Annotated in this window: 19 protein-coding genes; 11 read left to right on the forward strand and 8 right to left on the reverse strand. The window is 54.6% G+C overall.

From position 1 onward, the window contains the following. Positions 1 to 74 precede the first annotated feature (74 nt). The 3 genes from Abci_RS11965 to Abci_RS11975 all read left to right on the forward strand — a co-directional run bounded on the left by Abci_RS11965 (position 75) and on the right by Abci_RS11975 (position 3,242). Positions 75 to 1,106 (forward strand): isocitrate/isopropylmalate dehydrogenase family protein, encoded by a 1,032-nt coding sequence (locus Abci_RS11965; protein WP_048839379.1) that lies wholly within the window; start codon positions 75 to 77, stop codon positions 1,104 to 1,106. Positions 1,107 to 1,196: 90 nt separating this feature from the next. After that, positions 1,197 to 1,907, forward strand: a complete 711-nt coding sequence (locus tag Abci_RS11970; protein WP_048839380.1) for a hypothetical protein — start codon at positions 1,197 to 1,199, stop codon at positions 1,905 to 1,907. A gap of 111 nt (positions 1,908 to 2,018) precedes the next feature. Next, positions 2,019 to 3,242, forward strand: coding sequence for an MFS transporter (locus Abci_RS11975; RefSeq protein WP_048839381.1), 1,224 nt, complete (start codon positions 2,019 to 2,021; stop codon positions 3,240 to 3,242). Between the two features lie 77 nt (positions 3,243 to 3,319). On the opposite strand, the gene Abci_RS11980 is transcribed toward Abci_RS11975, so the two are convergent. Together Abci_RS11980 and rpsD are read right to left on the reverse strand one after the other, a co-directional pair. Continuing rightward, a complete protein-coding gene (locus Abci_RS11980) occupies positions 3,320 to 4,867 on the reverse strand; it encodes a peptide chain release factor 3 (protein WP_048839382.1) in 1,548 nt (515 codons plus the stop codon). A 101-nt stretch (positions 4,868 to 4,968) separates the two neighbouring features. Further along, positions 4,969 to 5,586, reverse strand: a complete 618-nt coding sequence (gene rpsD, locus Abci_RS11985; RefSeq protein WP_048839383.1) for a 30S ribosomal protein S4 — start codon at positions 5,584 to 5,586, stop codon at positions 4,969 to 4,971. A 333-nt stretch (positions 5,587 to 5,919) separates the two neighbouring features. Between rpsD and Abci_RS11990 the strand changes: the two genes are divergently transcribed. Continuing rightward, positions 5,920 to 6,474, forward strand: a complete 555-nt coding sequence (locus tag Abci_RS11990) for an HdeD family acid-resistance protein (protein ID WP_048839384.1) — start codon at positions 5,920 to 5,922, stop codon at positions 6,472 to 6,474. 100 nt (positions 6,475 to 6,574) lie between these two features. Here Abci_RS11990 and Abci_RS11995 read toward each other — a convergent pair whose 3' ends face one another. Beyond that, positions 6,575 to 9,235 (reverse strand): cation:proton antiporter, encoded by a 2,661-nt coding sequence (locus Abci_RS11995; RefSeq protein ID WP_244877665.1) that lies wholly within the window; start codon positions 9,233 to 9,235, stop codon positions 6,575 to 6,577. 336 nt (positions 9,236 to 9,571) lie between these two features. Here Abci_RS11995 and fumC point away from each other — a divergent pair, with 336 nt between their 5' ends. From fumC to Abci_RS12020, 5 genes are all read left to right on the forward strand, one after another. Beyond that, positions 9,572 to 11,020 (forward strand): class II fumarate hydratase, encoded by a 1,449-nt coding sequence (fumC, locus tag Abci_RS12000; RefSeq protein ID WP_048839385.1) that lies wholly within the window; start codon positions 9,572 to 9,574, stop codon positions 11,018 to 11,020. 39 nt (positions 11,021 to 11,059) lie between these two features. After that, positions 11,060 to 11,239, forward strand: coding sequence for a hypothetical protein (locus Abci_RS12005; RefSeq protein WP_146806739.1), 180 nt, complete (start codon positions 11,060 to 11,062; stop codon positions 11,237 to 11,239). A gap of 17 nt (positions 11,240 to 11,256) precedes the next feature. After that, on the forward strand, positions 11,257 to 11,409 hold the full coding sequence (locus Abci_RS12010) for a hypothetical protein (protein ID WP_158319793.1): 153 nt from the start codon (positions 11,257 to 11,259) through the stop codon (positions 11,407 to 11,409). Beyond that, positions 11,387 to 13,114, forward strand: a complete 1,728-nt coding sequence (locus Abci_RS12015; RefSeq protein ID WP_084597654.1) for an ABC transporter substrate-binding protein — start codon at positions 11,387 to 11,389, stop codon at positions 13,112 to 13,114. Before Abci_RS12010 ends, Abci_RS12015 begins: the two co-directional genes overlap by 23 nt. A 252-nt stretch (positions 13,115 to 13,366) precedes the next feature. Then, complete coding sequence (locus tag Abci_RS12020; RefSeq protein ID WP_048839386.1) at positions 13,367 to 15,037, forward strand: Na+/H+ antiporter; 1,671 nt, start codon at positions 13,367 to 13,369, stop codon at positions 15,035 to 15,037. Between the two features lie 140 nt (positions 15,038 to 15,177). On the opposite strand, the gene Abci_RS12025 is transcribed toward Abci_RS12020, so the two are convergent. The 5 genes from Abci_RS12025 to rpmI all read right to left on the reverse strand — a co-directional run bounded on the left by Abci_RS12025 (position 15,178) and on the right by rpmI (position 21,001). Next, positions 15,178 to 16,110, reverse strand: a complete 933-nt coding sequence (locus Abci_RS12025; protein WP_158319794.1) for a LysR family transcriptional regulator — start codon at positions 16,108 to 16,110, stop codon at positions 15,178 to 15,180. A 608-nt stretch (positions 16,111 to 16,718) separates the two neighbouring features. Next, on the reverse strand, positions 16,719 to 19,178 hold the full coding sequence (pheT, locus tag Abci_RS12030) for a phenylalanine--tRNA ligase subunit beta (RefSeq protein ID WP_048839388.1): 2,460 nt from the start codon (positions 19,176 to 19,178) through the stop codon (positions 16,719 to 16,721). Between the two features lie 3 nt (positions 19,179 to 19,181). Then, positions 19,182 to 20,252: a phenylalanine--tRNA ligase subunit alpha gene (gene pheS, locus Abci_RS12035; protein WP_048839439.1), complete on the reverse strand. Its 1,071-nt coding sequence runs from the start codon at positions 20,250 to 20,252 to the stop codon at positions 19,182 to 19,184. 171 nt (positions 20,253 to 20,423) lie between these two features. Beyond that, entirely contained in the window at positions 20,424 to 20,783 is a 360-nt protein-coding gene (gene rplT / locus Abci_RS12040; RefSeq protein WP_048839389.1) for a 50S ribosomal protein L20, read from the reverse strand. Between the two features lie 14 nt (positions 20,784 to 20,797). Beyond that, positions 20,798 to 21,001 (reverse strand): 50S ribosomal protein L35, encoded by a 204-nt coding sequence (gene rpmI, locus Abci_RS12045; protein ID WP_006557067.1) that lies wholly within the window; start codon positions 20,999 to 21,001, stop codon positions 20,798 to 20,800. Between the two features lie 419 nt (positions 21,002 to 21,420). On the opposite strand from rpmI, the gene Abci_RS12050 reads away from it, so the two are divergent. Together Abci_RS12050 and Abci_RS12055 are read left to right on the forward strand one after the other, a co-directional pair. After that, positions 21,421 to 22,893, forward strand: coding sequence for a mannitol dehydrogenase family protein (locus tag Abci_RS12050; RefSeq protein ID WP_048839440.1), 1,473 nt, complete (start codon positions 21,421 to 21,423; stop codon positions 22,891 to 22,893). A 338-nt stretch (positions 22,894 to 23,231) separates the two neighbouring features. Then, positions 23,232 to 24,560, forward strand: coding sequence for a c-type cytochrome (locus Abci_RS12055; RefSeq protein ID WP_048839391.1), 1,329 nt, complete (start codon positions 23,232 to 23,234; stop codon positions 24,558 to 24,560). Positions 24,561 to 24,579: the final 19 nt, after the last annotated feature.

Below are 24,579 nucleotides of genomic sequence, written 5' to 3' on the forward strand. Positions count from 1 at the left end.
TGGTCACGCAATTGGGAATCGCGTCATCAGCCGAACGGGCGCAGAAAAGTCGCGAAGTGAAGGGAGCTTCCAGAATGACGACAGACAGCAAGACCATCCCCGCTACTCTTATACCCGGTGACGGTATCGGCCCCGAGATTGTTGAATCGGTAATCGAAATCCTGAACGCGGTTGGTGCCCCGTTCGAATGGGACAAACAACTGGCCGGTATGGCTGGGGTGGATGCGGTCAATGACCCACTGCCAAAACAGACCATTGAGAGCATTCGCCGCACAGGCCTGGCACTCAAAGGCCCGCTGACAACACCAGTCGGTGGCGGCTTCAAGTCCATTAACGTCACCCTGCGTCAGGAATTCGGGCTTTTTGCCAACCTGCGCCCGACCAAAACAATCGTGCCGGGTGGCCGTTTTGACAAAATTGACCTCGTGCTGTTCCGTGAGAACCTAGAGGGCTATTATGCAGCTATGGAGCACTACATCCCTGTGGGCGATGACCCCAAGGGCATTGCTCTCAGCTCCGGCTACAATTCCCGCACGGAATGCCGCCGCATTGTTAAATATGCCTTCGAATACGCACTGAAAAATAACCGCAAAACGGTTACCATCGTGCACAAGGCCAATATTCTTAAACTGCTGACCGGTCTATTCCTTGAAGAAGGCCGCAAGGTTGCTGAAGAATATAAAGGCCGCGTCGCCTTTAACGAACGGATTGTTGACGCCTGCGCCATGCAGCTTGTCATCAACCCATGGCAGTTTGACGTGGTGGTAACCACCAATCTGTTTGGTGACATCCTCTCTGACCTGACAGCCGGTCTTGTTGGCGGTCTGGGCATGGCGCCAGGTGCCAATATTGGTGACAAGGCTGCCGTGTTTGAAGCCGTGCACGGTTCAGCACCAGACATCGCTGGCAAAGGCATTGCCAACCCGCTGGCCCTGCTGCTTGCTGCGGTCATGATGCTCCAGCATGTGGGCCGTCAGGACCTTGCAGACCGCATTGACCTTGCCATTAAAAAGGTCATTACGGATGGTGGCCTCCGCACCAAAGATCTTGGTGGCGATGCCACAACAAAAGATCTGACAGCAGCTCTGAAACAGCAGCTCGTCTAAAACAAAACAGGGGGGTAAGGCTTTTTGGCTTTATCCCCTGTTTTTCTACCCTCTTTACAACCAAGCTGACTAATAGCGTATTCTGCCTCCATGACCGCGCTATTCTCTGGCCAGTGGCCGCTTCTCCCCCTGCTTCCATCCTGCTTTGTGCGTGTTGTGCCGCATAAACCAGCCTATGACAGCGCATTACAAGATGAGATAGAGCGTATCTGGGCAGAGGCCTGCCGCGCCATACCTGCCTTGTTTAATGGCTGCGTATTTTCGGCTACCCGCATTACCTCTGGCTGCATTGATGGCTACTGGACCGAGTATAAATCGGTTCTGGCGCAAATGAAGAAGCCTGAACTTTTCCCCATACTCCGCCTGCAACCCCTTGCCGTTATTGGCCTGTTGGAAACACCTGAAGGTTTTGTACTGGGGCGGCGGCATCCGTCATCGCTTTACCAAGGGAACTTTTGGCAAAGCCCACCTGCGGGAAGCATTGAGAAACGGGACAACACCCAGAACGTAGACCTGAAAGAACAACTCCTGGCTGAGGCTGAGGAAGAATTAGGGCTGACAGCGGATCTGTTAGAGGTTGGCCCACCGCGTCTAGTGGCCCGTCATCCGGGCACACGCATTCTGGACATTGGCATGTCTCTCAAAACACACTGCTCATTCCAGCAGGTCAAAGCCTGTTGGCAGGCCTCCGCCAACAGGGAGTATGATCAGCTTGCCTTGGTGCCCCATACGCATCGTGCAGAATGGCTGGCACGCGGTGACATATTACCAACCTCCCGCGCCCTGCTGGAGCAGGCGTAAGGCCATTGGGTGCATAAGTTTACTTTTTCTCCAACCTTTTGCAAAAGCAACGCACCACTGATTCGGGTCTTTCTGGCCTGCTGACACTCTTTCCCGCGCAGGACCAAACCCATGCCCCCCATCCACCAACACTCGCCGCAGGACCCATCAGGCCATCAGGCAAGTATTGCTGCCCATCTTATTTTTCTTATTGCTGCGGCCTGCGGGTTAACCGTTGCCAATCTCTATTATGCCCAGCCTCTTTCCGGCCTTATCAGTGCGGCTTTGGGCATGCCGGAGAGCCAATCTGGTCTGATCGTCACCGTTACCCAGTTGGGTTATTGCCTTGGCCTTTTGCTCATTGTGCCGCTGGCAGACCTGCTCGAAAATCGTAGCCTGATTGTCTGGATGACACGACTACTGGCTGTTGCTTTGCTTCTGCTGCCTTTTACCAGCCACCCAATGCCTTTTCTTCTGGCAATCTGGCTTGTGGGGCTTCTGTCTGTCTCTGTACAAATTCTGGTCCCCTTTGCAGCGCATCTTGCCCCCATTGCCATACGCGGGCGCGTTGTAGGCAATGTGATGAGCGGACTCATGCTTGGGATTATGCTGGCGCGCCCCGTTGCCAGCCTTGTGGCGCATGTGGCCTCATGGCGGGCCATTTTTCTTTTGTCCGCAGGGATTATGCTGATTTTGTCAGTAGTTTTGGGAAGAATGCTCCCCAGCAGGCAACCCACCACCCAGCACTCCTACGCTGCGCTCTTACGCTCAATGGGGTCTCTTCTTATCTCCATCCCGGCACTTCAACGCCGTGCTTTTTACCATGCCTGCATGTTCGGGGCTTTCAGCCTTTTCTGGACTGTTACTCCCCTCCTGCTGGCAGCGCCCCCTTATGGCCTGACCCAAGGTGAAATTGCCGTATTTGCTCTGGTTGGTGTTGCCGGTGCCATTTCTGCTCCGCTTGCCGGACGCATTGCGGATAGAGGCTGGATCTGGCCTGCAACACTTCTGGCCATGGCATTTGCGTCAGCAGCCTTCCTCGCAACATGGCTTGTCAGCCCCTCCATGCTGTTTGTTGTGGTCTTAGCGGTAGCCGGAGTGGTGATTGATTTTTGCATCACCGCCAATCTGGTTTTGGGGCAGCGCGTCCTGTTCGTTCTGGCACCAGAGCATCGTGCACGGTTAAATGCCTTGTATATGGCGCTTTTCTTTGTGGGGGGTGCGTTGGGTTCCGCTGTAGGCGGCTGGGCCTATGCGCATGGGGGCTGGGCGCTGGCCTCCACTTTTGGTGCAGCCCTGCCCGCTCTCGCCTTTATTGTATGCCTGACGGAAAAAGGGGCACGAAAGCCCTCATAAGGCTGCCAACTGCAGCATCTTTCCAGAGGCATACAATTGGCTAACAAGGCGGGCTGCATTGTCCCGCCTTGGAAGACTTATTTTATTTCCAGACCAATCTGCTTGATATCATGGAAGCTGATGTCAGGATTCTGCTCTTGCGTCCGGCGCATCATGAAAGAGGATGTCGCCAGAAAAACCGGGTCATCATCCAGATCATCCGCCATGGCTGTACGGTTAATCTGAGCAAAGGTTTCAATTTTATCCCGCGGGCCTGTAACCCAGCGCGCTAGCGAGAACGGTGTAGCATCAAACCCGATAGCCACCCCGTATTCCGCCTTAAGACGGGCCTGAAGCACATCAAGCTGAAGGGTGCCCACCACGCCAACAATAGGCTGTGCACCATCCTGCGGCCGGAAAAGCTGTACCACGCCTTCTTCAGCAAGCTGGGTCAAAGCCTGTTTCAGCTTTTTGGCTTTCATGGCGTCATCCAGACGGACACGGCGCAGAATTTCCGGGGCAAAGTGCGGTACGCCCGTAAATTTCAGATCCTCGCTTTCGGTCAGCGTATCCCCAATGCGCAGGGTGCCATGGTTAGGAATACCCACGACGTCCCCAGCAAAGGCTTCTTCCGCCAACTGGCGGTCACGCGCAAAAAAGAACTGCGGCGTATGCACGGCAAAGCTTTTGCCTGTACGCGTATGGCGCAAACGCATACCGCGCTCCAGCTTGCCAGAGCAAATACGGGCAAAGGCAATACGGTCCCGATGGTTGGGGTCCATATTCGCCTGAATTTTGAAGACCAGAGCCGTCATGCCGGGCTCGTCCGCCTGCACTGTCCGGCTTTCCGCCACCTGACTGCGCGGGGACGGACCAAACGCTACCAATGCATCCAGCAGATCCGTCACGCCAATTTCCTTCATGGCGCTCCCGAAGAAAACTGGGGTCAGATGCCCTGCATCAAAAGACTCACGGTCAAACTGGGGCAGCACACCTTCCGCCAGCTCCAGCTCTTCCGTCAACTGTACCATGCGTGGGTCAGTTGGGGACAGTTCTTCCTGTGTATGGAGCTGTTTGGTCAGAATATCGTAGGTGCCAACAAACTTGCCAGCCCGTCCTACCGGCCATGTTGCGGGGGACGTATCAAGTGCCAATGACGCCGCAATTTCATCCAGCAGTTCAAACGGGTCCTGCGCTTCACGGTCCATCTTGTTAATGAAGGTCACGATGGGAATGTCACGCAGGCGGCAGATTTCGAACAGCTTGCGTGTCCGGTCTTCAATACCTTTTGCGGCGTCAATAACCATGACGGCAGAGTCAACGGCTGTCAGGGTGCGGTATGTATCTTCCGAGAAGTCTTCATGGCCCGGTGTGTCGAGCAGGTTGAAAATACACCCACCATATTCAAACGTCATGACCGAGCTGACAACCGAAATACCACGGTCACGCTCAATGCTCATCCAGTCAGAGCGGGTACGGCGGCGCTCCCCTTTGGCGCGCACGTTACCGGCAAGCTGAATAGCACCCCCTGCACGCAGGATCCGTTCTGTCAGAGTGGTTTTACCGGCGTCTGGATGCGAGATAATAGCAAAAGTACGGCGGCGTTTAATTTCCGTGCTCAGGTCGGTTGTGGGCGCATCAGACATAACGGATCATCCGGCTGGTATAAAACAGGTAAAAACGGCAAACGCCGGGTGGAGAGGGATACCCTCCACCCGGCGCTGCACAAATCGGGCCGAAGCGCCGATTAACGGGAGTAGTATTCGACCACCAGGTTTGGTTCCATCTGTACCGGGTAAGGCACGTCAGAGAACTTAGGACCACGCAGGAACGTGCCCTTCATCTGGCGATGATCGACTTCCATGTATTCCGGCACATCACGTTCGGTCGTCTGGGTTGCGTCCAGAACGATAGCGAGCTGCTTGGATTTTTCACGAATTTCGATCACGTCACCGTCTTTAACAATGTAAGACGGAATGTTCAGCTTGCGACCGTTAACCAGGACGTGACCATGGTTGAGGAACTGACGCGCAGCAAACGGCGTGATGGCGAATTTCATGCGGTAGATAACCGCATCCAGGCGGCGTTCCAGCAGGTTGATCAGGTTTTCAGACGTATCGCCTTTACGACGCACGGCTTCCTGATAGTAGCGGCGGAACTGCTTTTCGCTGATGTTACCGTAGTAGCCTTTAAGCTTCTGCTTAGCCATCAGCTGGATGGAGAAGTCAGAAGGCTTGCCTTTACGGCGCTGACCATGCTGGCCAGGACCATATTCGCGACGGTTGACCGGAGACTTTGCACGGCCCCACAGGTTAACGCCAAGGCGACGGTTAATTTTATACTTGCTCTCGAGACGCTTGCTCATAGTGCGCTCTACTCTTTTCACACCTGCACACAGCGCTGCGTTACCGCTTTACTGCCTGCATATTTGGGCCGGTAGTCTCTGTCCCCCACGGATCAGAGCGGGCGCAGTGCGTATTACTGCATGAATGGGAGCATAGTCCATTCACGGCAGCCGTCCTGTCCACGTTCCCGGCAATGGGTGCAGCACTTACGGAAAGGCAGGCCACCTGTCAACTCTGCACACAGCTGTGCTCCGGCAGGTGTCTTGTGCTGATACAAGCAAATGCTGTGCCCGGCATCATAAATGGCGTAATCTGTTCCCAGTGACTCTTATGTAAAGCGAGGATGAAAAGATATGGATTTCACCAGAAAATGGGGGCTGTTCGTAGGGCTGGGCGTTGCCCTGATTGCCCTTGGCTTGCTGGCCTGCATCGACACCGTATCCGTCACTCTGGCCAGCACGGTCTTTTTGGGCTTCCTGATTATTATGGCAGGTATCATGCAGATGATACACGCCTTTGCCGTACGCGGCTGGAGCGGCTTTCTGTTTTCTTTGCTTGGCGGTTTGCTCTATGTGGCGGCCGGCGTCATTATCATTGAAGAGCCCGCAACAGGCGCTACCTTAATCACTCTTTTTGCGGCCATCTGCTTTATTGTTGTGGGCATTATGCGCTGCGTTGTGGCGTTCCAAAATCGCAATTTTGCAGGCTGGGGTATTATCCTGTGCGGCGGCATTATCAGCCTGATTGTCGGGGTAAGCCTTTATCTGACTCTTCCCTGGTCTGGCCTGTGGCTTATCGGCACGTTCATTGCTGTTGAACTGATTGTCAGCGGCTTGAGCTGGGTTCAGATTGGCCTCGCTCTGCGGCAGAACACCCATAACCAACTTCCTCCATCAAGCGGTTTTTAAACAAACCGCTTTCAAACCCCGGCCCGTTCACGGCCTTGGGGAAGATGGAAGCTACGCACAAAAAAGGGGCTGCTTTCTAAAAGCAGCCCCTTTTTTACGATCAGATCTTCTGGTCTGATACCGGATGTTCCTGATCAACCCCGTCAGCCTCGGACTCTTCCTCTTTATGAGGAATCAGCCCTTGGGCATTGTTACCCAGCAAAGTCCGGGCCGCGATACCCGGCTGCTCCGCTGGTTTGTCGGATAACGTCTGACCGGGCACAACCTTGACGGCACGCTCCCCTACTTCCCGCTTTTTACGCAGGTTCTCGATATTCTCCAGAACAACCGGATATTCCTCCACCAAGCGGCGGAAGCGCGATGCACTGATAACCATGAAGTGCCCGAACTGTACCGCACGAATACTGGCCGGGCAGCGCTCGTTCCGGTAAGCGCCCAATGCGCCAATCAGATCTCCGGCCCCGTACCGGATATCGCGCTCTGCCACATGGGACTCAGCCAGACCCGCACTAATAAAATAGACTGTCCGCACTTTCTGCCCACGCCGTGCAATCAACTCCTGTGGCGCGACAAAACGCAGAGACGTGGTGGTTGCAAGATCATGCAACTCCGCCCCCGGCAGCCCCTTAAAGATTGCTGCGTTTTTCAAACGGCTTTCAATCCCGCTCCTCAGGTCAAAGCTGAGCGGCTTATCCAAACGGGTCCGGCGGCGCTCCAGCTCCTTCAGAAGCTCACGGTTCAACTCATCACTAATGAGGGATTCAGAGAGAAGTGCATCATACTCCTCCCCCTCCAGACGCAGAACAATCTGGCGGAAAATACGGTTTTCCAGCGCTTCCGAATATCCGTGATAATGCAGACGCAAGGTTTCCAGCGCCTCGTTCAGCATCTTGCGCTGGCGCTGCAAAACCTCTGCAACAATTTCACCAATACGCGGGCCAAGCGTTGGCTCCAGCCGCTCACGCATGAAGCGGGTCAGGGAGATGGACACAAAATGCGCCACCATCAACATTTCAAACCGCTCGGCCATGCACAGCATAAGGGGGCGATCAATGCGCAACCGCTTATGCACCCACTGAGCTATCTTGAACCGCACAGACGGGCTTAGCCTGCGCCGCAACGCCCGCACATACCCTAGCCGCCCTTCCAGAATAGCCCCGTCAATGGCGGCCTCGCTGCTGCGAAGCAACGTTTCCATCACACGCCGGGATAAACCCTGAATACGGAACAGGTCCAGCAGCACGGAGCGTTCCTGACTGGCGATTGTCAACAGAGCCAGATTAACGCGCTGGGTGTCGCTCATTGCCGCGTCAAACTCGTTCGCGGACTGCTCTTCATCCGCCCGCCGGTCAATCTGCTGCAAGACGGGGCGCGTGGCATCGGTCGAGAAACCAAGCTCTTCACCCATTTTGGCAGCACGATCCCGCACCTTGTCCAGGCCGATACTGAGCACCTGATGGCGCATCGCTTCATCAATCGGGGAAAGTTTATCCAGCTTTAAGAACAGAACGAGAGAGCGAAGTGTCGTGCCGTTAAGCAGCAGCGTGATCAGCACGAAGCCCGTGGCAATAATACCAATAAAGTGTGCAACAGGCGTGGAAACACGCTCGTTTTCCGTTACGGCAAGAGCAAGTGCCAGCGTAATGGCCCCGCGCAAGCCCCCCCACACCATTGTCACCTTGAATGGTGTTGGAACAGGAGGTGACAGTTTGGTCATGGCCAAAAAGGGCAGCAACCCAAACACAACCGCCCCACGCGCAGCCAGCCCCGCCACGCTGGCAATGAGAATGAGGACACAGTCCCATTTGGTCATGCCAACAAGAAGATGCGGCACCAGCATGGAGGCCAGAACGAACACCAAAGACCCTGCCCAGAAGACAAGCTGCTGCCAAAGCTGGGTCAGGAATGTCCATGTCTGTGGCCGGAAGGTTGAAGGACCATAAACGGAAAGCGTAAGGCCTGCGGCTGCCGTTGCCACTACCCCGGACACGCCCAGAAATTCATCAGAAATAATATACGCCACATAGGGCAGCGCCACGGTGAGCGTGATTTCTGCAGCAGGCGCGTTACCCAGTGCGGTAATCATCATCAGGGTTAATTGCCCGAACACCACCCCTACGATCAGTGCCCCGACAAAGGAGACAACGAAGGAGACTATGGCCTCCCCCGGATGAATGGCATGGTGCAGCGTGACAGAAGGCAGCAGAATGGAGAAGATGGAAATAGCGGCTGCATCGTTCAGCAGGGCTTCCCCTTCCACAAGGCGCGTGAGTCGTGTAGCCGCCCCGATATCACGGAAAATACCGGCCACAGCAGACGGATCGGTGGTGGCCACGATGGAGCCTAGCAACAGGCACACAACTAGCGGAACATCCGCAAACGGCTTAAGCGCAAACCCGATTGTTGCTGTTGAAACCACAACCGCCACAACAGCCAGAAGCAGCACAGTTCCTGTTTCATGCGCCAAACGCCTGACATCAATGGCCAGCGCGCCCTGAAAAACAAGGACAGGCAGGAAGATCAGCAGGAAGGCCTCGCTGTTGATCGGGAAATCAAGCAGCATTTCCGCAAGCCCGTTCAGGGCGGAAAAATGGGAGTTCCGGAGTGCGAAGTCAGCCAGACTACCAATAACAATGCCGACAATAGCCAGCAGAACGGTTTCAGAAAGTTCCAGTCTGCGCGCAATAGGCTGCACTGCACTGACCACAACAAGCAAAAGACCAATGGCAAGCAGAACCGCAGCCAGACCAGTTACCGCCATACTTCCCCAGCCCTTCCGTACTCACATTCTTATTGCTCTTCTCTCACTACCCCTTAACCGCCTGTTGCGGCACCAAAATGGCGGGCTGGAAGATTTTATTGTCAAACTTGTAGCATTGACCGATCGGTCAGACCACACCGTATCCTCATAATTTCACAGCTTTATCCTTATTTCGGGCCATTCTGGTCATGATACGGGGTCAACGCATCACAACCCCATAGGTCGCTGAGTTGTGAGAAGTTTTTTTGCGCGTCATGCTCAACACTACAGGGTGCCGCTCCTCTTCCCCATCACGCTGCTGAGTCACTCTTTCCTGCATTCATGAAGGACCAAGACATGAACACCAAGCCAACATTGCATTTCTGCCCTATTGGCATTCAGGCTGAGGGCATGCGTCTGGAGCGGGATTCCATGGGGGAGATTGAGGTCCCGGCCGACAAATATTGGGGCGCACAAACCCAGCGAAGCCTTGTGCATTTCTCCATCGGCACAGACCATATGCCGCTCCCGCTCTACCATGCGTATGGGGTAGTCAAAAAAGCTGCCGCGCTGGTGAATGCTGCCAACGGGCACCTACCCTCCTGGAAAGCTGATGTGATCTCCACTGTTGCGGATGAGGTCAGCAGCGGCAAGCTGGATGCGCATTTTCCACTTTATGTCTGGCAGACAGGCTCCGGCACCCAGACCAACATGAACGTCAATGAGGTTATTGCAAACCGCGCCATCCAATTATTGGGCGGTGTTATAGGCAGCAAAACACCCGTCCATCCCAATGACGACGTGAACATGAGCCAATCCAGCAATGACTCATTCCCCACAGCCATGCATGTCGTCACACTTCTGGAACTGGAAGACCGTCTTTTTCCTCAAGTGGAAAAACTTGTGGTCACACTCCAGCGCAAAGCAGCTGAATGGCAGGATGTTGTCAAAATAGGCCGCACCCATTTGCAGGATGCCGTCCCCCTGACAGTGGGACAGGAATGGTCTGGCTGGGCAACAGCACTGGAGGATGCTCTTGAAACGCTGCGTCACGCACGGCAGGGCCTGTTTGCTCTGGCGGCAGGCGGGACAGCGGTCGGTACCGGGTTAAATGCGCCAGAAGGTTTCAGTAAAGCCATTGCCCAAAAAATTGCAGACCTGACAGGTCGCCCATTTGTAACAGCGCCCAACAAATTTGCAGCCCTGAGTGGTGTGGATGCCATGGTACGCGCGTCCGCCGGGTTACGTGGTTTGGCGGTGCCTCTCCTGAAAATTGCCAACGATATGCGCTGGCTGGCCTCTGGCCCCCGTTGCGGGTTGGGAGAGCTGATATTACCGGAGAACGAACCCGGCTCCTCCATCATGCCCGGCAAGGTCAACCCCACCCAGTGCGAGGCCATGGTCATGATAGCAACGCAGGTTTTAGGGAACGACAACACGATTACTTTTGCCGCAAGCCAAGGCCAACTTGACCTGAACGTCATGCGCCCCGTTATTCTGGCGAACTGCCTGCACAGCATCCGCATTCTAGCCGATGGGTGCCATAATTTCAGGATTTTTTCCGTGGAAGGCACTACTCTGAACCACGACAGACTGGCGCAATACGTTAACGGCTCCGTTATGCTTGTCACAGCGCTCAGCCCTGAGATTGGGTATGACAAGGCTGCGGAAATTGCCCATATTGCAACAGAACATGGTGTGAGCCTGCGTGAAGCCGCACTTCAGTCTGGGTACCTTGATGGCAGCAGCTTTGACCGGCTGGTCAATCCGCTTGATATGGTTGGCCATGGCGTAGCAGGCGCGTAACGTCTTTTCCGCAGGCTCAAACACCAGTAAGGTAGTCTTATGAAACCTGCCTTGTACCGCCTTGTCGCCCTGAGCGGCCTGATTATCCTAAGTGCTCTCAGCCTGAGCGCCTGCGCTGACAACCATACGCAGAATAATTTCTATCACCCCCACAAACATCACGGTCAACGCACACCCGGTTGGTACAAACCACCGGGCGACATGCAGCCATCACGCTAAAGTAGGAAATGTCATCCATGGCAGGTCGGCTCGTACGGCTCGGTGTCGTTATTGCAACGCTTATTATGGGACTGTTTGTACTGGGCTCGCTGTACAAAAACTTCTCTCACCTTCAGGCGCCTCCTGCGGCGGATGCCCCGGTCGATCATGCGCCACCCACGCAGCAGTAAGGGAGAGTGTGGCACACGCGTCTGGCGTTTCTGCACAGCCCTTATTGCCTGCCTCCCACTCGCTTTCCCCTTAAACGCCAGCAGCGCTGATACACCAGACAGCCTGCTTTCCGCGCATCGCGGCGGCACGCTACAGCTTGTTGCGGCTGCTTCCGGCGGTACACTGGACCCACAGATCAACTATAGCGGCAAATATATTAACCTGTTTGCTGTGGTGTATGACGGTCTGGCCACCTTCAAAAAGGTGCGCGGGGCGGACGGAAACATCGTGGTGCCAGATCTGGCTGAAAACCTCCCGACACCCGAGGATGGTGGCCTAACCTATAAATTCACGTTACGGCCCGACATTCATTTCTCCAACGGACAGCTTCTGACGACAGCAGATGTTACGGCGTCCATTCGGCGTATCTTTAAAGTAGGTTCGCCTACCGCCGGGTCATTTTATTCTGCCATTGTGGGCGCAGAGGCCTGTTTGCGTACTCCCGCCACATGCACACTAAAAGGCGGACTGGAAGAAGACCCCATCCGACGAACCGTCACATTTCACTTGACAAAACCTGATACCGAATTCTTGCAGAAACTGGCATTCACCCATGCCGTTATTTTGCCAGCCAACACGCCTGAGCACGATGTGGGCAATACGCCCATCCCCAGCACTGGCCCCTATACCATTACATCTTACGACCCGAATAAAAGCCTGCGGCTTTCTCGCAACCCGGCATTCCGTCAATGGAGTGCGGACGCCCAGCCCGATGGCTACCCGGATGCAATAGACTACAGTTTTGGCATCCCGGATGAAGCAGCCGTTACGGCTGTTGAAAATGGCCAGTTCGACTGGATGGCAGACGACATTCCAATGGACAGATTGGGTGAACTTGGCAGCCGCTTTACCGCGCAGACCCATGTTATGCCCCACGCGGCCATGTATTTCCTGCCCATGAACGTCAATATCCCGCCGTTTAACGTGCTTAAGGCCCGTCAGGCGGTGAATTACGCGGTAAACCGCAAGGCTATGGTCATTTTTTACGGCGGCCCCGGTGTTGCACGGCCCTTATGCGGCATGTTGCCGTCCTCTCTGCCTGCAGCAACAGATTTCTGTTATTATACAAAGGGTGCATCACCTGAGCATCCGGCAGCAGTCTGGCAGGCTCCAGACCTTGAGAAAGCCAAACAGCTTGTGCGGGAAAGTGGCACGGCTGGGCAGAAAGTCACGCTGGTGGTGGGCAATACCAGCGTTGATATGGCCATGGGCGTATGGGTACGTGACATGCTGCAAACCCTTGGTTACCAAACCACGGTTCGTCCTTTAAGCACCTCGCTCGCCTTTAACTATATGCAGAACACCAGTAACCATGTGCAAATTGCCTTGAAAGACTGGTCGGCTGATTATCCCTCCCCCTCCAATTTTCTGGATGATCTGCTGGGTTGTGAAAACTTCCATCCCAATTCAGACAGTTCCATCAACATTCCCGGCTTCTGTAACCAGACCATTCAGGGCTTGATGGACCGCGCCAAAACGGATGTCACATTATCCAGCGCTGAAACCGAAGCATTATGGCGTCAGGCAGATCGTCTGGTCATGGAGCAAGCCCCGGCTGCGCCGTTGATTGAAAAAGATACTGTTGTGCTGACATCTGCCAGACTGGGTAATTTTTTCTACACCACAGTCAACCAGCTTTTCTTTTCTCAAGTCTGGGTCCGCTAACGCCCGCACTCGGTTTATCCACAGAATCTGTGGATGAAATAAGGGACAAGTACGGGACTATTGGTGCACGACACCGCATAACCTTCCGCGCCATACGGAAGGTCCTACTAAAATCCTTCACAGGACCTCAGCTTTTGCGCACATCCGGTGAGCAGTAGCGGCAACTGGCAGAGCCATGCCGCCTATGATACGGGAAAGCCTCTGTGGGGTTGCGTTTATGCCCTCTCTCGATCGGGATTAGTATTCTTTCCAATGCATGAAACGCTTCTTGCCCTGTCACTGCTGGCCATTACAGGCATAACGGGCATTGTTGCCCGGGTGCTCAGGCTGCATATCCCCATGCCGCTTCTGCAAATTGCCGCCGGGGCGGCGGCTGGCCTGGCGGGCATGAATGTGGGGCTGGATAACAACCTGTTTCTGCTGCTGTTCATTGCGCCGCTTTTGTTTGTTGATGCCTACCGCATTCCCATGCGTGAATTTGGTGAATTACGGCATATCATTGCCGCCATGGCTATTGGGCTCGTGTTACTCGTAACACTTGGCGGCGGCTACTTTGTGCATTGGCTTATTCCTGCGGTGTCTCTTGCTGCGGCCTTTGCCTTGGCAGGTGCACTCTCCCCAACCGATGCCATTTCGGTTTCCGGCATTTTACGCGGCGGTCGTGTGCCGCCCCGGCTGCTGTATCTGCTGGGTGGAGAAGCCCTGCTGAACGATGCATCCGGTCTGGTCTGCTTCAAATTTGCGGTCGCCGCTGCCACCACCGGCCTGTTTTCGCTCAAAGCGGCTTCGGCCAACTTTGTCTGGGTTGCCGTGGGCGGTGTTTTAACAGGCATCGCCATTGGCCTGATCAGCAGCAAACTGGAAATTTTCCTGCTGCGGCGTGGATATGATGACCCGCCAAGCCACGCTCTTTTGGCCTTGATGCTGCCTTTTGCCGTTTATCTGGCCGCAGAAGCACTTGAAACATCCGGCATTCTGGCCGTTGTGGCTGGCGGCATGACCATCCGCCTGAGCGGCGTTATGAATGAGACACAAATAGAAACCCGTATGCGCGCCACAGCCATATGGGACATGGTGTCTTTCTCACTCAACGGGCTGGTCTTTCTACTTCTGGGGCTTCAGCTTCCCCACCTTGTTCACAAAGCACAGCTCATCATGCAATCCTCTGGTGATCTGTCCTTGTGGACCGTCCTCCTTGCCATTCTTGGCTTGCAAGCAGTTATGACCCTCATTCGGCTTGTCTGGGTGACTGGCTCCGCCTTTATTCGGCAAATCACAGCCCGTATTCGGCATCACGCCTGTGTGGTGCCAAGCTGGGGCGAAAAACTGGTGCTTGCACTCGCCGGTACACGCGGCACCATAACCCTTGCGGCTATCCTCACCCTTCCCTCAGAAGCAGACTTTCCGCAACGTGACCTGCTGATCACGATTGCTGCGGGGGTCATTATCAGTTCCCTGCTTCTGGCCAGCTTGTTCCTTCCCCTTGCCCTTCGGTTATTACCGCCCCCATCACAGGTCAGCACTCCACAGCAGGAGTTGGATGATACTCGTCTGGCTCTGGTCAACACAGCCCTGACCATTTTGAAAAACGAAACCACACGCAGCAAAACCGACCCCGCAACAAGTACGGACGCCCCTGAAATTGCCCATGCCGTCCCGCTGTTGTTGCAGGAATTTCAGGAATTACAGCAGACACTGGATAGCAAACAGCCAGACCCCGGCAGCACACGCGAATTGTCTGTCAAAAACCGTCGGGCGGAAGTGGCCATAAGACTGCGCATTATTCGCGCACAGCGCAAAACCCTCCGTGAGTTTCTGCACGACCGGAAAATTAATGATGAGACAGAACGTGTCCTGTCCCGCCAGATTGATGTGCACGAGCAGGAACTTATTAATGAGGCCGCCGCCCTGCCCCATGCTTAATCCTCCACCGCGTCTTCTTTATCCACAGAATCTGTGGATAGGCTGTGGGATAACAACGGGACTATCGTTTGAACACTACGAATGAGTCCCTTAAAACGGCTAAATTCTGCCAAAAACTCTCTGGGGATACTGACGGAGCGTTACTCTTCTGGCCGGATGGTCCGCATAATGTAATCCCGCACAAAATCAGCCACCGGGCTGTGATTCTTGTCCTTTGCCCACACAATCCCGCTTTCCAGCTCCATTTCCGGCAGGAACCTCATATTGGGCGGCATGTTGGAGACATGCCCTATCTGCTCATGCATGGACAACGTCAAAAGCCCATACCCTCCCGTCAGCGCCACAATTTCCCGCGCCCCCATGGGAGAGTTCATCTCCACAATAGTTTGGGGCATCTCAAGACCGTGCGCTAGAATAAGCGCCTCAAACCGGTCACGCATGGCTAAACCCTGTACGGGCAAAACCCAAGGCTTTTCCACAAAAGAGTCCCATTTTTCAATTACTTCCGGCATGTCATGTAGGGACTGAATAGAGGCTACAAAACATTTGTCGGTTTTCAACATGTGGGACTGCAATCGGTCATGGTGATTAAGACCGGATAAATTAACCAGTATAAAATCAAGCTCATTCCGCTCCATACTGGTAATAAGCTGCCGCCTATCACCATATTCGAGGGATATTTTAATATTAGGCGTGTTTTTTATAATATCCGCAACACACTGGGCTATTTCTCTATTTAATGAGGGAGCCTGAAACCCGATACGCACCCGGCCCTGCACACTGCTATTGAGCACAGAAAGGTCATACATCAGGTTCTTAAGCTCGGAATCAATCCGTCTACCGGCAGTAACAACACGCTGGCATAGCGTATTGGGCAACATGCCATTATTGCTTCTATGAAACAGCTTGACCCCAACCAGATCTTCCAGTTCCAGGCACGCTTTAGAAATAGCGGTAGGGGTCACCCCAATATGTTGGGCCGCCAATCTGAGATTTTTTGTTGTTGCTAGAGTGTCAATAATTCTAAAATGGCGCAGTTTCATATGAACGCGCAGGTCAGCTTTTATTGGCATCAGGCCGTCCATTTGCTTAGAGCAGTCCCAAACCCCAAAACATCGCCCCGCAGGGTGTGCTTCCATTTAAAAACGGTAAATCCGTGGGATTAGGTAAAATAACTATATTTGAGTTTTTAATATTTTCAATAAACATTCCATAATGTTAATAAAATTAATTCCCGTTTCATTTTTATTTATTTAATTTTCAATCCCACTAAGGTTTTTTAGTATTTTAGAAAATAAACGGTTCTTAATCTGTTTATCTGTACAGAAATAACACTCACAGTCTTCAGCTTTGCCTGACAGTATTATGCCTACAGCGCCTGTTGAACTTAGGCTCATTATCGCAGCCTGACAGCAGAACAAATGACCCCTCCCTGCCCGACACAGTAAGGCAGTCTTTCCCAAACCATGAGATAGCACTTTAAGTTTTTATAAACCCAGATTGAAAATGATATCTGCATGCGACTTCTGGTCAGCACCAAAGCCATAAAGCTCTTGGGTCTATTGGACCGTGACTTACCATGCGCTGGCACGCACGACACAAGATCAGCGTATCTGTAGCAGAATAATATTTGAGCAAAAAAATCCCCCGACACCTTCTGAATGTCGGGGGTTGTCTACCTTTAGCGAAGGGCCGCGCCGGTTGTTTTGGTCACAGCAGCAACAATCCGTTCTGACACCGCTTCCAGTTCCGCATCCGTCAGGCTTTTATCCATTGGTTGCAAAACAACTTCCACCCCAACAGAGCGGTAGCCTTCAGGCACATGCGGGCCTTCATAGACGTCAAACAGGGTAACGCCAGCAACCAGGTTTCTGTCTGCACCACGCACGGCTTTTAGCAGGTTTTCACCTGGCACATCCCGTGCAACCACAAACGCAAAATCTCGGCGTACTGGCTGGAAGCTTGAAAGTTTGGGAGCAGACTTCTTACGCCGTTTTGGGTCTGGCACGCTGTCCATAAACACTTCAAACCCTACAACCGGCACGTCAATGCCAGCCGCCTGCAACAGGGAGGGATGGAGTTCACCAAAATAGGCCAGCACGTTTTTGGGCCCTTGGCGCACAACACCGGAACGCCCCGGATGGTACCAGCCGGGGGCATCTGCTGTTGTGCTGAGCGCGTCAGGTGAAAGGCCAAGCTGGGTCAGAAGTTCCAGCGCATCGGCCTTGGCAGCCCAAAGGGAAACAGCTTTGCTTTCCTGCTCCGGGTAGCGCGGCGTATGCCCACTTCGTATACCGGCGGCAACAAGCTGCTGCCCGGCCTCTGAAAATGCTGGCCCCACTTCAAACAACCCAATATCAGCCCAGCCACGTACGCTATTGCGCTGCGTTGCGGACACCAGATTAACCAGAGGGGTCGGGCGCATCTGGTCTAGGTCAGACGCAATGGGGTTGAGCAGACGCAAGCTCTCAGGCGCACCACCAAAACGCACTGCGTCTTCGTGCGAAACAAAGGAGAAACCAACCGTTTCAACCAAGCCACGCGCTGCCAGAATACGGCGCGCCCGTGCGGTGCGAATTTGCTTTGGTGTCAGTGCCGTGCCCGGCACAACACTTACGGCAGGCAGCGGCACAGCAGGCACACTATCCAGCCCCTTGAGACGCAGGATTTCCTCAACCAGATCGCTCTCGGCTTCACAGTGGGCAACGCCCTCTGCGGCTTTGGCAGCCTGTGCTTCATCCAGTTTCGGTGCCTGAGCCAGAACAGGCTTCTGGGCAATGTCGTTGCGCCATGACGGCACACTCACACGCACGGCATCATCCGTACGGTCCTGCACTTCAAAACCCAGCTTTTCCAGCAGGGACACGCTTTCCTGCGCAGGCACATCAAGCCCACCAAGATCACGGACGCGATTAAATGCCAGAGTAGCGTCACGCTGCCATGCGGGTTGCTCCCCGGCAGATACAACCTCGCTAGCTTCACCGCCGCAAAGATCAATAATCATGCGCGTTGCAGCTTCAAGCGCTGCAACAGGCAACGCCTGATCCACACCGCGCTCAAACCGGTAACTGCTGTCAGAAGCCAACCCAACCCGGCGGGCGCTCAAGGCAATGCTCACGGGGTCAAACAGGGCGCATTCTACAAAAACGTCTGTCGTTTCTTCTGTCGCGCCGGAGGCTTCACCCCCCATAATACCTGCCAGAGACTGCACGCCATTGGCGTCTGTCATCACGCAATCCTCTGGCGTGACGATGTAGTCCTCTCCATCCAGCGCACGGAACGTTTCACCCGCACCCTGACACACGATCAGGCGGCCGCCAGCAATTTTGCTGGCATCAAAAACATGCAAAGGCCGACCAAGGTCGAAACAGAAGTAATTGGTAATATCAACCAGGGTGGAGATAGAGCGTAAACCAATGCTTTCCAGCTTGGTGCGCAGCCATTCCGGGCTGGGGCCATTTTTAACACCGCGAATAGTCCGCCCCAAAATCCAGGGGCAGGCTTTTGTGTGCGTATTCTCCCATGTGACGGGTGAGGCAAACGTTCCTTCGACAGCCTCAGCCAGCCACGGACGGAGTGTACCAAGACCCGCTGCAGCAAGGTCACGCGCAATACCCCGTACCCCCAGTGCATCCCCCCGGTTAGGGGTGATGGCAATGTCAATGACAACATCATCAAGACCCGCAAAGTCAGCGTAGGACTGACCGGGGAAAGTATCCTCCGGCAGTTCGGCAATGCCGCTGCTTTCTTCACCCAAACCAAGCTCGCGCAAGGAGCACAACATGCCTCCGCTGGCTTCACCACGGATTTTTCCGGCTTTGATGGTAATATCCAACCCCGGCACATAAGTGCCCGGTGGTGCAAAAATAACCGCCAGACCTGTCCGGGCATTAGGCGCGCCACACACAACCTGCACGTTTTCAAAGCCAGGACCAGCATCCACACGACAGACCTGCAAGCGGTCTGCGTCCGGGTGGCGGGTCGCTTCCAGAATACGCGCGGTACGGAACGGCTCAATCGCTGCGCCCCGATTTTCTACACTTTCAACCTCAAGACCAATCTGGTTCAGCTTTACGCAGATTTCTTCCAGCGTTGCCTGTGTTTCAAGGTGGTCATACAGCCAGGATAGCGTGAATTTCATGTCTTACACCCCCTCATGCAGCAGCGCGGGCGCAAGCGGGTCCGACCCGTAATGGCGCAACCAGCGAATATCACTCTCGTAAAAAGACCGCAGGTCCGGAATACCGTTCTTCAGCATGGCTAGGCGTTCAATACCCATACCAAAGGCAAACCCCTGCCAGTCACGCGGGTCAAGGCCACAATTGGCCAGAACACGCGGGTGCACCATGCCGGACCCCAGCACCTCAAGCCAGTCATCACCGCCTCCAATTTCCCCTGTCCGGCGAGACCAGCCGATATCCACCTCCATGGAGGGTTCGGTAAAGGGGAAATAAGAGGACCGAAAACGAACAGGCAGATCCGGCTTGTCAAAGAACACACGCAGGAACTCAATCAGGCAGCCTTTAAGATGCCCCAGCGTAATGCCCTGCCCTATGACCAACCCTTCGCACTGATGGAACATAGGCGAATGGGTTGCATCATGGTCTGCACGGTAAGTCCGACCCGGGCATATAACGCGGATGGGCGGCTTCTCACTCAGCATGGTGCGGATCTGCACGCCGGAGGTCTGGGTACGCAGCACGCGTGTTACATCCAGACCCGGTGCGGGCGGCAAATAGAATGTGTCATGGTCCGTCCGTGCCGGATGATGGTCCGGCGTATTGAGGGCGGAAAAGTTATGCCAGTCAGTCTCGATATCCGGGCCTTCTGCCACACTGAACCCCATGGCGCCGAAAATGGCAGTCATTTCTTCCATTGCGCGGGAGATCGGGTGAATAGCGCCCTGCACAACCGGCGGAGGTGGCAGGGTTACATCCACACGCTCAGCAATAAGCCGGGCTTCAAGAGCCGCAGCCTCAAGCGCCTTGCCGCGCTCTTCTACCGCACGGTTCAGGTCATCACGCAGGCGGTTCAGGGCCGCACCACGGGCTTTACGCTCCTCTGGCGCCATTTTTCCCAACGCCTTGAGCAAGGTGGTCAGGCGGCCTGACTTGCCAAGTGTCCCCACCCGGACGGCATCCCATGCCCGCATATCAGCAGCATTAGCCAGTTCGGACAGGACTTCCTGCCGGAAAACTTCAAGATCGTCGCTCATGAAACCTCGCACGAGGGGAAAAATACGCTAGGGCCGAATACTCCGTCCTGTAGCCGGAGAAAACCCCTATCCCGCCATAAAGCCTGAAAACTGCCTGATGAGGGAGCCAAAACAAAAAAGGCCGCCCGATAAGGGGCAGCCTTTTCCGATAACCTTAACCGGTCAAAAACCTTAGGCGGCCAGAGCTGCCTGAGCTTTTTTCACGATTTCAGCGAAAGATGCTGCGTCATCAAAAGCGATGGCGGCCAGAACCTTACGGTCGATTTCAATACCAGCCTTGTCCAGACCGTTGATGAAACGGCTGTAGGTCAGGCCGTGCTCACGCACAGCGGCATTGATACGCTGGATCCACAGAGCGCGGAATTCACGCTTTTTGTTCCGGCGGTCACGGTATGCATACTGGAGGGACTTTTCGAGCCGTTCCAGAGCAATACGGTAGTTTGTAGAAGACCGGCCGCGGAAACCCTTGGAGAGCTTCAGAACCTTCTTGTGGCGAGCGTGGCTTGTTACGCCGCGTTTTACACGTGCCATATGCTAGATACTCCTCAAACCAGCCCGTAGGGTGCCCACTGCTTGACGGTACGACCGTCCTGCGGTGTCATCACCTGTGCACCGCGGTTGGTGCGTTTCATTTTCTGCGGGCGCTTGATCATGCCGTGGCGTTTACCGCACGGACCGGAGAGCACCTTGCCGGTTGCGGTGATTTTGAACCGCTTTTTGACCGACGATTTGGTCTTCATCTTGGGCATTTCATTACTCCTGCAAACTATTAAGCTTCGCTACGCCTTGCGGCGCAACAGACCACGGCCGGGCATGCCCTACAAGCCCGGACGCGTGTGCGAAGCCGCCCCCATAGCCCAAACTCCACAGCTTTACAAGGTGGCAAGCTCAAGGATTTCCCTGTATCTTGCGGACTATACACTCCTGTGCCCGCACTCCCTTGCCTTATGTGGCAGGTAAAATGTTCACCTGCGGGCCACATAAAGATCTGTGTAGACACATGCTTTGCTAGGTGTGCCACGCAGGCTGCCTGACCTGCAACCTTTACGGCTGGCATACGCTTTAAACCGCATGGAAACAGGCGCTTGCATTACGCCAGATGCCACTGCCCTTAACCCCACATCATGCCATTGCGCATGACGCAACATTAATGAGGTTCGCCACTTTCATGATTTCCCTCTCCAACGCAACGCTCACCAAACTTCCCGTTCAAGTTCTTACCCCTGATTATGACCGCACAAAAACAACTCCCGGCATAGCGCACCTTGCCGTGGGGAATTTTCACCGTGCGCATCAGGCACTCTATATAGACCGGGTTCTGGCACGTCCTGACCAGCAGGAATGGGCAATCGTTGGCGTAGGACTGCGGGATAATGAGCGCGAGACAAAACGCGCCGCCCTTATGGCGGAACAGAATGGTCTGTACACCCTGACCGAGTTTGCAACAGACGGTGACCACACAACCCGCGTTCTGGGTGCAATTACCGAGTATGTGCAGGCCGCAAAAGACCGCACAGCGGCTATTCATCGTCTGGCGGACCCTGCCATCAAAATCGTGAGCCTGACCATTACCGAAGGCGGGTATTATGTGGATGCCAACAGCCAGTTCATGCTGGATGATCCAGCCATTGCAGAAGACCTGAAACGGGATGTACCCGAGACCGCCTTTGGGCTTGTGACCGAGGCCCTGCGCCTCCGCCGTGAGAGTGGCGCAGGCCCTTTCACCGTCATGACCTGTGATAACCTGCGGGATAACGGCACGGTCGCGCGCACAGCTTTCTGCTCCTACGCCAAAGCGCGGGATGCCAAGCTTGGCGCATGGATTGAAGAGAACGTCACCTTCCCCTCCACCATGGTGGACCGGATCACGCCGTCCGTTTCAGCCGCAGATGTGACGCGCCTGAATGCTCTGAGCGGTATAGATGACAAGATGCCCCTGTTTGCCGAAGACTTCACCCAGTGGGTTATTGAGGACAAATTCTGTGCGGGCCGCCCGGAACTGGAGGCTGTGGGCGTAGAGTTTACCCAGGATGTTGGGCCTTATGAACAGGTAAAGCTGCGGATGCTGAATGCATCTCATTCCATGCTGGCTCTTCCCGGTGTGCTGATGGACTATGCCACGGTACCCGATGCCATGCAGGATACGGCGTTGGTTGCACTGCTTGAGCAGTTTTTGGCGCAGGATGCGTCACCCTTCATTAGCCCCCCAGATGGTGTAACTCTGCAACGGTATGCGCAGCAGGTATTAAGCCGCTTCCGTAACCCGGCCGTTGGCGACCAGCTCATTCGTATTGCTTCTGACAGCGCGTCAAAACTCCCCGTTTTCTGGGCAGATACTGCCAAAGGCGTTTTAGAAGCTGGTAAAGATCATAAACGTATCGCCTTCGGCGTTGCCTGCTTCCTAAACTATCTGCGTGGAGAGACGGACAACCACAAGCGCTATACTCTTTCCGAACCCGGCTTGCCCGATGATGCACGAACTCAGGCAGTGCAGGACGACACCACCACAGCCTTACAAATTTCAGTATTTTCTGGCTGGGAATTAGACCGTTTTCCGGCCTTCGTGCAGGATGTGGACACCCTGCGCCAAAGTATCCGCGCTCACGGCGCACGCAAGACACTTCAGAACCTGTCTCTGTAAAACAGCGCACCCCCGCTCCCGAAAATTGGGCGGCGGGGGTGCGTTTACCGTCATAGTCCCAAATAAAAACAACACGTTTTTATTGTGTGTCTATATACAATGGTATATAGTTAGCAGTAAATCAGGACAGAACTTGTACCTGATAAATAAATCTTATTCATTTTTTACAGCTTTTCTGCCGCATCTATGCGTTTATTTGCTCCTTAATTCAGGATAAATACACACTAACGAGATAACGGGATTAAAGACTGAGAAGCGCCAGCGCTGTGGGAGGAAACGCCAGAACCATGGCTTTTCTGCTCTGGCCTCTATCAGTCTGTTACAAGATTGGGGGTAGAGTGATTAAACGTCTTTTAGCTGGGGTTGTCGGGGCTGGTGTCCTTGGTGGGCTGGGTTTCCTGTATTACGCTTGGTACCCGTCCATTGCGACCATAACGCCACCAGCCGCCAGCAGCTTCTCTGCTGAACAGATAGAACGCGGGCGTATTGTTGCCGCGGAAGGCTATTGTGCGGAATGTCATACCCGCACAGATATGGGTGGTGGCCCAGAGCTTGCTGGTGACTATAAAATGGAAACCCCATTCGGGGCCATTTACTCCTCCAACATCACGCCTGACCCTGAAACCGGGATTGGCCGCTGGTCGGAGGACGCTCTGCGCCGCGCCATGCGCTACGGTGTGTCCCGCGAAGGCGAACATCTTATTCCCGCCTTCCCCTACGACCATTTCACGAAAATGACAGATCAGGACATTGCCGATCTGTACGCCTACCTCATGACACGCCCTGCCGTGCACATGACACAACGCCCCAACGAACTGCCCTTCCCGCTGAGCCTCCGCATTGGTCAGGCTGCGTGGAAGCTCATGTTCTTTACACCTGGCGTCTATAAGCCAGACCCCAGCCATGATGCCTTGTGGAACCGCGGCGCTTACCTGGCTGAAGGCAATGCCCATTGTGGCGCGTGCCATACCCCCCGCAACCTGATGGGAGCGGAGAAAAAAGGCTCAGCTTATGATGGCGCTGTGGTGGATAACTGGATTGCTCCCCCACTGAACGAGCATAACCCGACCCCAACCACATGGACGGAAGAGGAACTGTACCAGTATCTGCGCAATGGTGTAGCGCCTCTGCATGGTCCGGCTGGTGGCCCGATGTCGCCTGTTGCACACCGCTTCCTCGCAACCGTGCCGGAAGAAGATGTGCACGCCATTGCACATTACTTTGCCGATGTAGACAAAGCGGCTGAGCGTGAAAAACATGACCCCGCAGCGTTGGCACTGGCCATGGAGCAGTCGAAGAAAGACCTGATCGGCCCCAATTCTGACCCGGATGCCAAACTCTATCAGGGTGCGTGTGCTGCCTGCCATTACAATGCCGCACCGTCACCTGTGCTTGGTCGCCCGGATCTGGCGCTGAACAATGCGCTGTGGCTGGATGAACCGACAAACCTGTTCCAGGTCATGCTTCGTGGCCTGACAGCAGAAGAAGGCCAGTCCGGCGTTGCCATGCCGAGCTTCTATAATGCCCTGTCGGATGCTGATATGGCCCGCCTTGCCGCTTATCTGCGCCGCACCCGCACCACTCTGCCGCCGTGGAAAGACCTCGAGAAAAAAGCCGCTGACGTGCGCAAGACCGTCACACCCATTCCTGTCAATTCTTCCCACTAAGACGGTACACGGAGCCAGA

The sequence above is a fragment of the Acetobacter cibinongensis genome (assembly GCF_000963925.1).
GTDB lineage: Bacteria > Pseudomonadota > Alphaproteobacteria > Acetobacterales > Acetobacteraceae > Acetobacter > Acetobacter cibinongensis.

Excerpts from the sequence above, each read along its gene's own strand:
- Abci_RS12020 (WP_048839386.1), top strand. The coding sequence starts at position 13,367 with ATGCATGAAACGCTTCTTGCCCTGTCACTGCTGGCCATTACAGGCATA.
- pheT (WP_048839388.1), bottom strand. The coding sequence starts at position 19,178 with ATGAAATTCACGCTATCCTGGCTGTATGACCACCTTGAAACACAGGCA.
- Abci_RS12015 (WP_084597654.1), top strand. The coding sequence starts at position 11,387 with ATGCGCCACCCACGCAGCAGTAAGGGAGAGTGTGGCACACGCGTCTGG.
- Abci_RS11995 (WP_244877665.1), bottom strand. The coding sequence starts at position 9,235 with ATGGCGGTAACTGGTCTGGCTGCGGTTCTGCTTGCCATTGGTCTTTTG.
- Abci_RS11975 (WP_048839381.1), top strand. The coding sequence starts at position 2,019 with ATGCCCCCCATCCACCAACACTCGCCGCAGGACCCATCAGGCCATCAG.
- Abci_RS11980 (WP_048839382.1), bottom strand. The coding sequence starts at position 4,867 with ATGTCTGATGCGCCCACAACCGACCTGAGCACGGAAATTAAACGCCGC.
- Abci_RS12025 (WP_158319794.1), bottom strand. The coding sequence starts at position 16,110 with ATGCCAATAAAAGCTGACCTGCGCGTTCATATGAAACTGCGCCATTTT.
- Abci_RS11970 (WP_048839380.1), top strand. The coding sequence starts at position 1,197 with ATGACCGCGCTATTCTCTGGCCAGTGGCCGCTTCTCCCCCTGCTTCCA.
- rpmI (WP_006557067.1), bottom strand. The coding sequence starts at position 21,001 with ATGCCCAAGATGAAGACCAAATCGTCGGTCAAAAAGCGGTTCAAAATC.
- Abci_RS12005 (WP_146806739.1), top strand. The coding sequence starts at position 11,060 with ATGAAACCTGCCTTGTACCGCCTTGTCGCCCTGAGCGGCCTGATTATC.
- rplT (WP_048839389.1), bottom strand. The coding sequence starts at position 20,783 with ATGGCACGTGTAAAACGCGGCGTAACAAGCCACGCTCGCCACAAGAAG.
- Abci_RS11990 (WP_048839384.1), top strand. The coding sequence starts at position 5,920 with ATGGATTTCACCAGAAAATGGGGGCTGTTCGTAGGGCTGGGCGTTGCC.
- pheS (WP_048839439.1), bottom strand. The coding sequence starts at position 20,252 with ATGAGCGACGATCTTGAAGTTTTCCGGCAGGAAGTCCTGTCCGAACTG.
- Abci_RS11965 (WP_048839379.1), top strand. The coding sequence starts at position 75 with ATGACGACAGACAGCAAGACCATCCCCGCTACTCTTATACCCGGTGAC.
- rpsD (WP_048839383.1), bottom strand. The coding sequence starts at position 5,586 with ATGAGCAAGCGTCTCGAGAGCAAGTATAAAATTAACCGTCGCCTTGGC.
- Abci_RS12010 (WP_158319793.1), top strand. The coding sequence starts at position 11,257 with ATGGCAGGTCGGCTCGTACGGCTCGGTGTCGTTATTGCAACGCTTATT.
- Abci_RS12050 (WP_048839440.1), top strand. The coding sequence starts at position 21,421 with ATGATTTCCCTCTCCAACGCAACGCTCACCAAACTTCCCGTTCAAGTT.
- fumC (WP_048839385.1), top strand. The coding sequence starts at position 9,572 with ATGAACACCAAGCCAACATTGCATTTCTGCCCTATTGGCATTCAGGCT.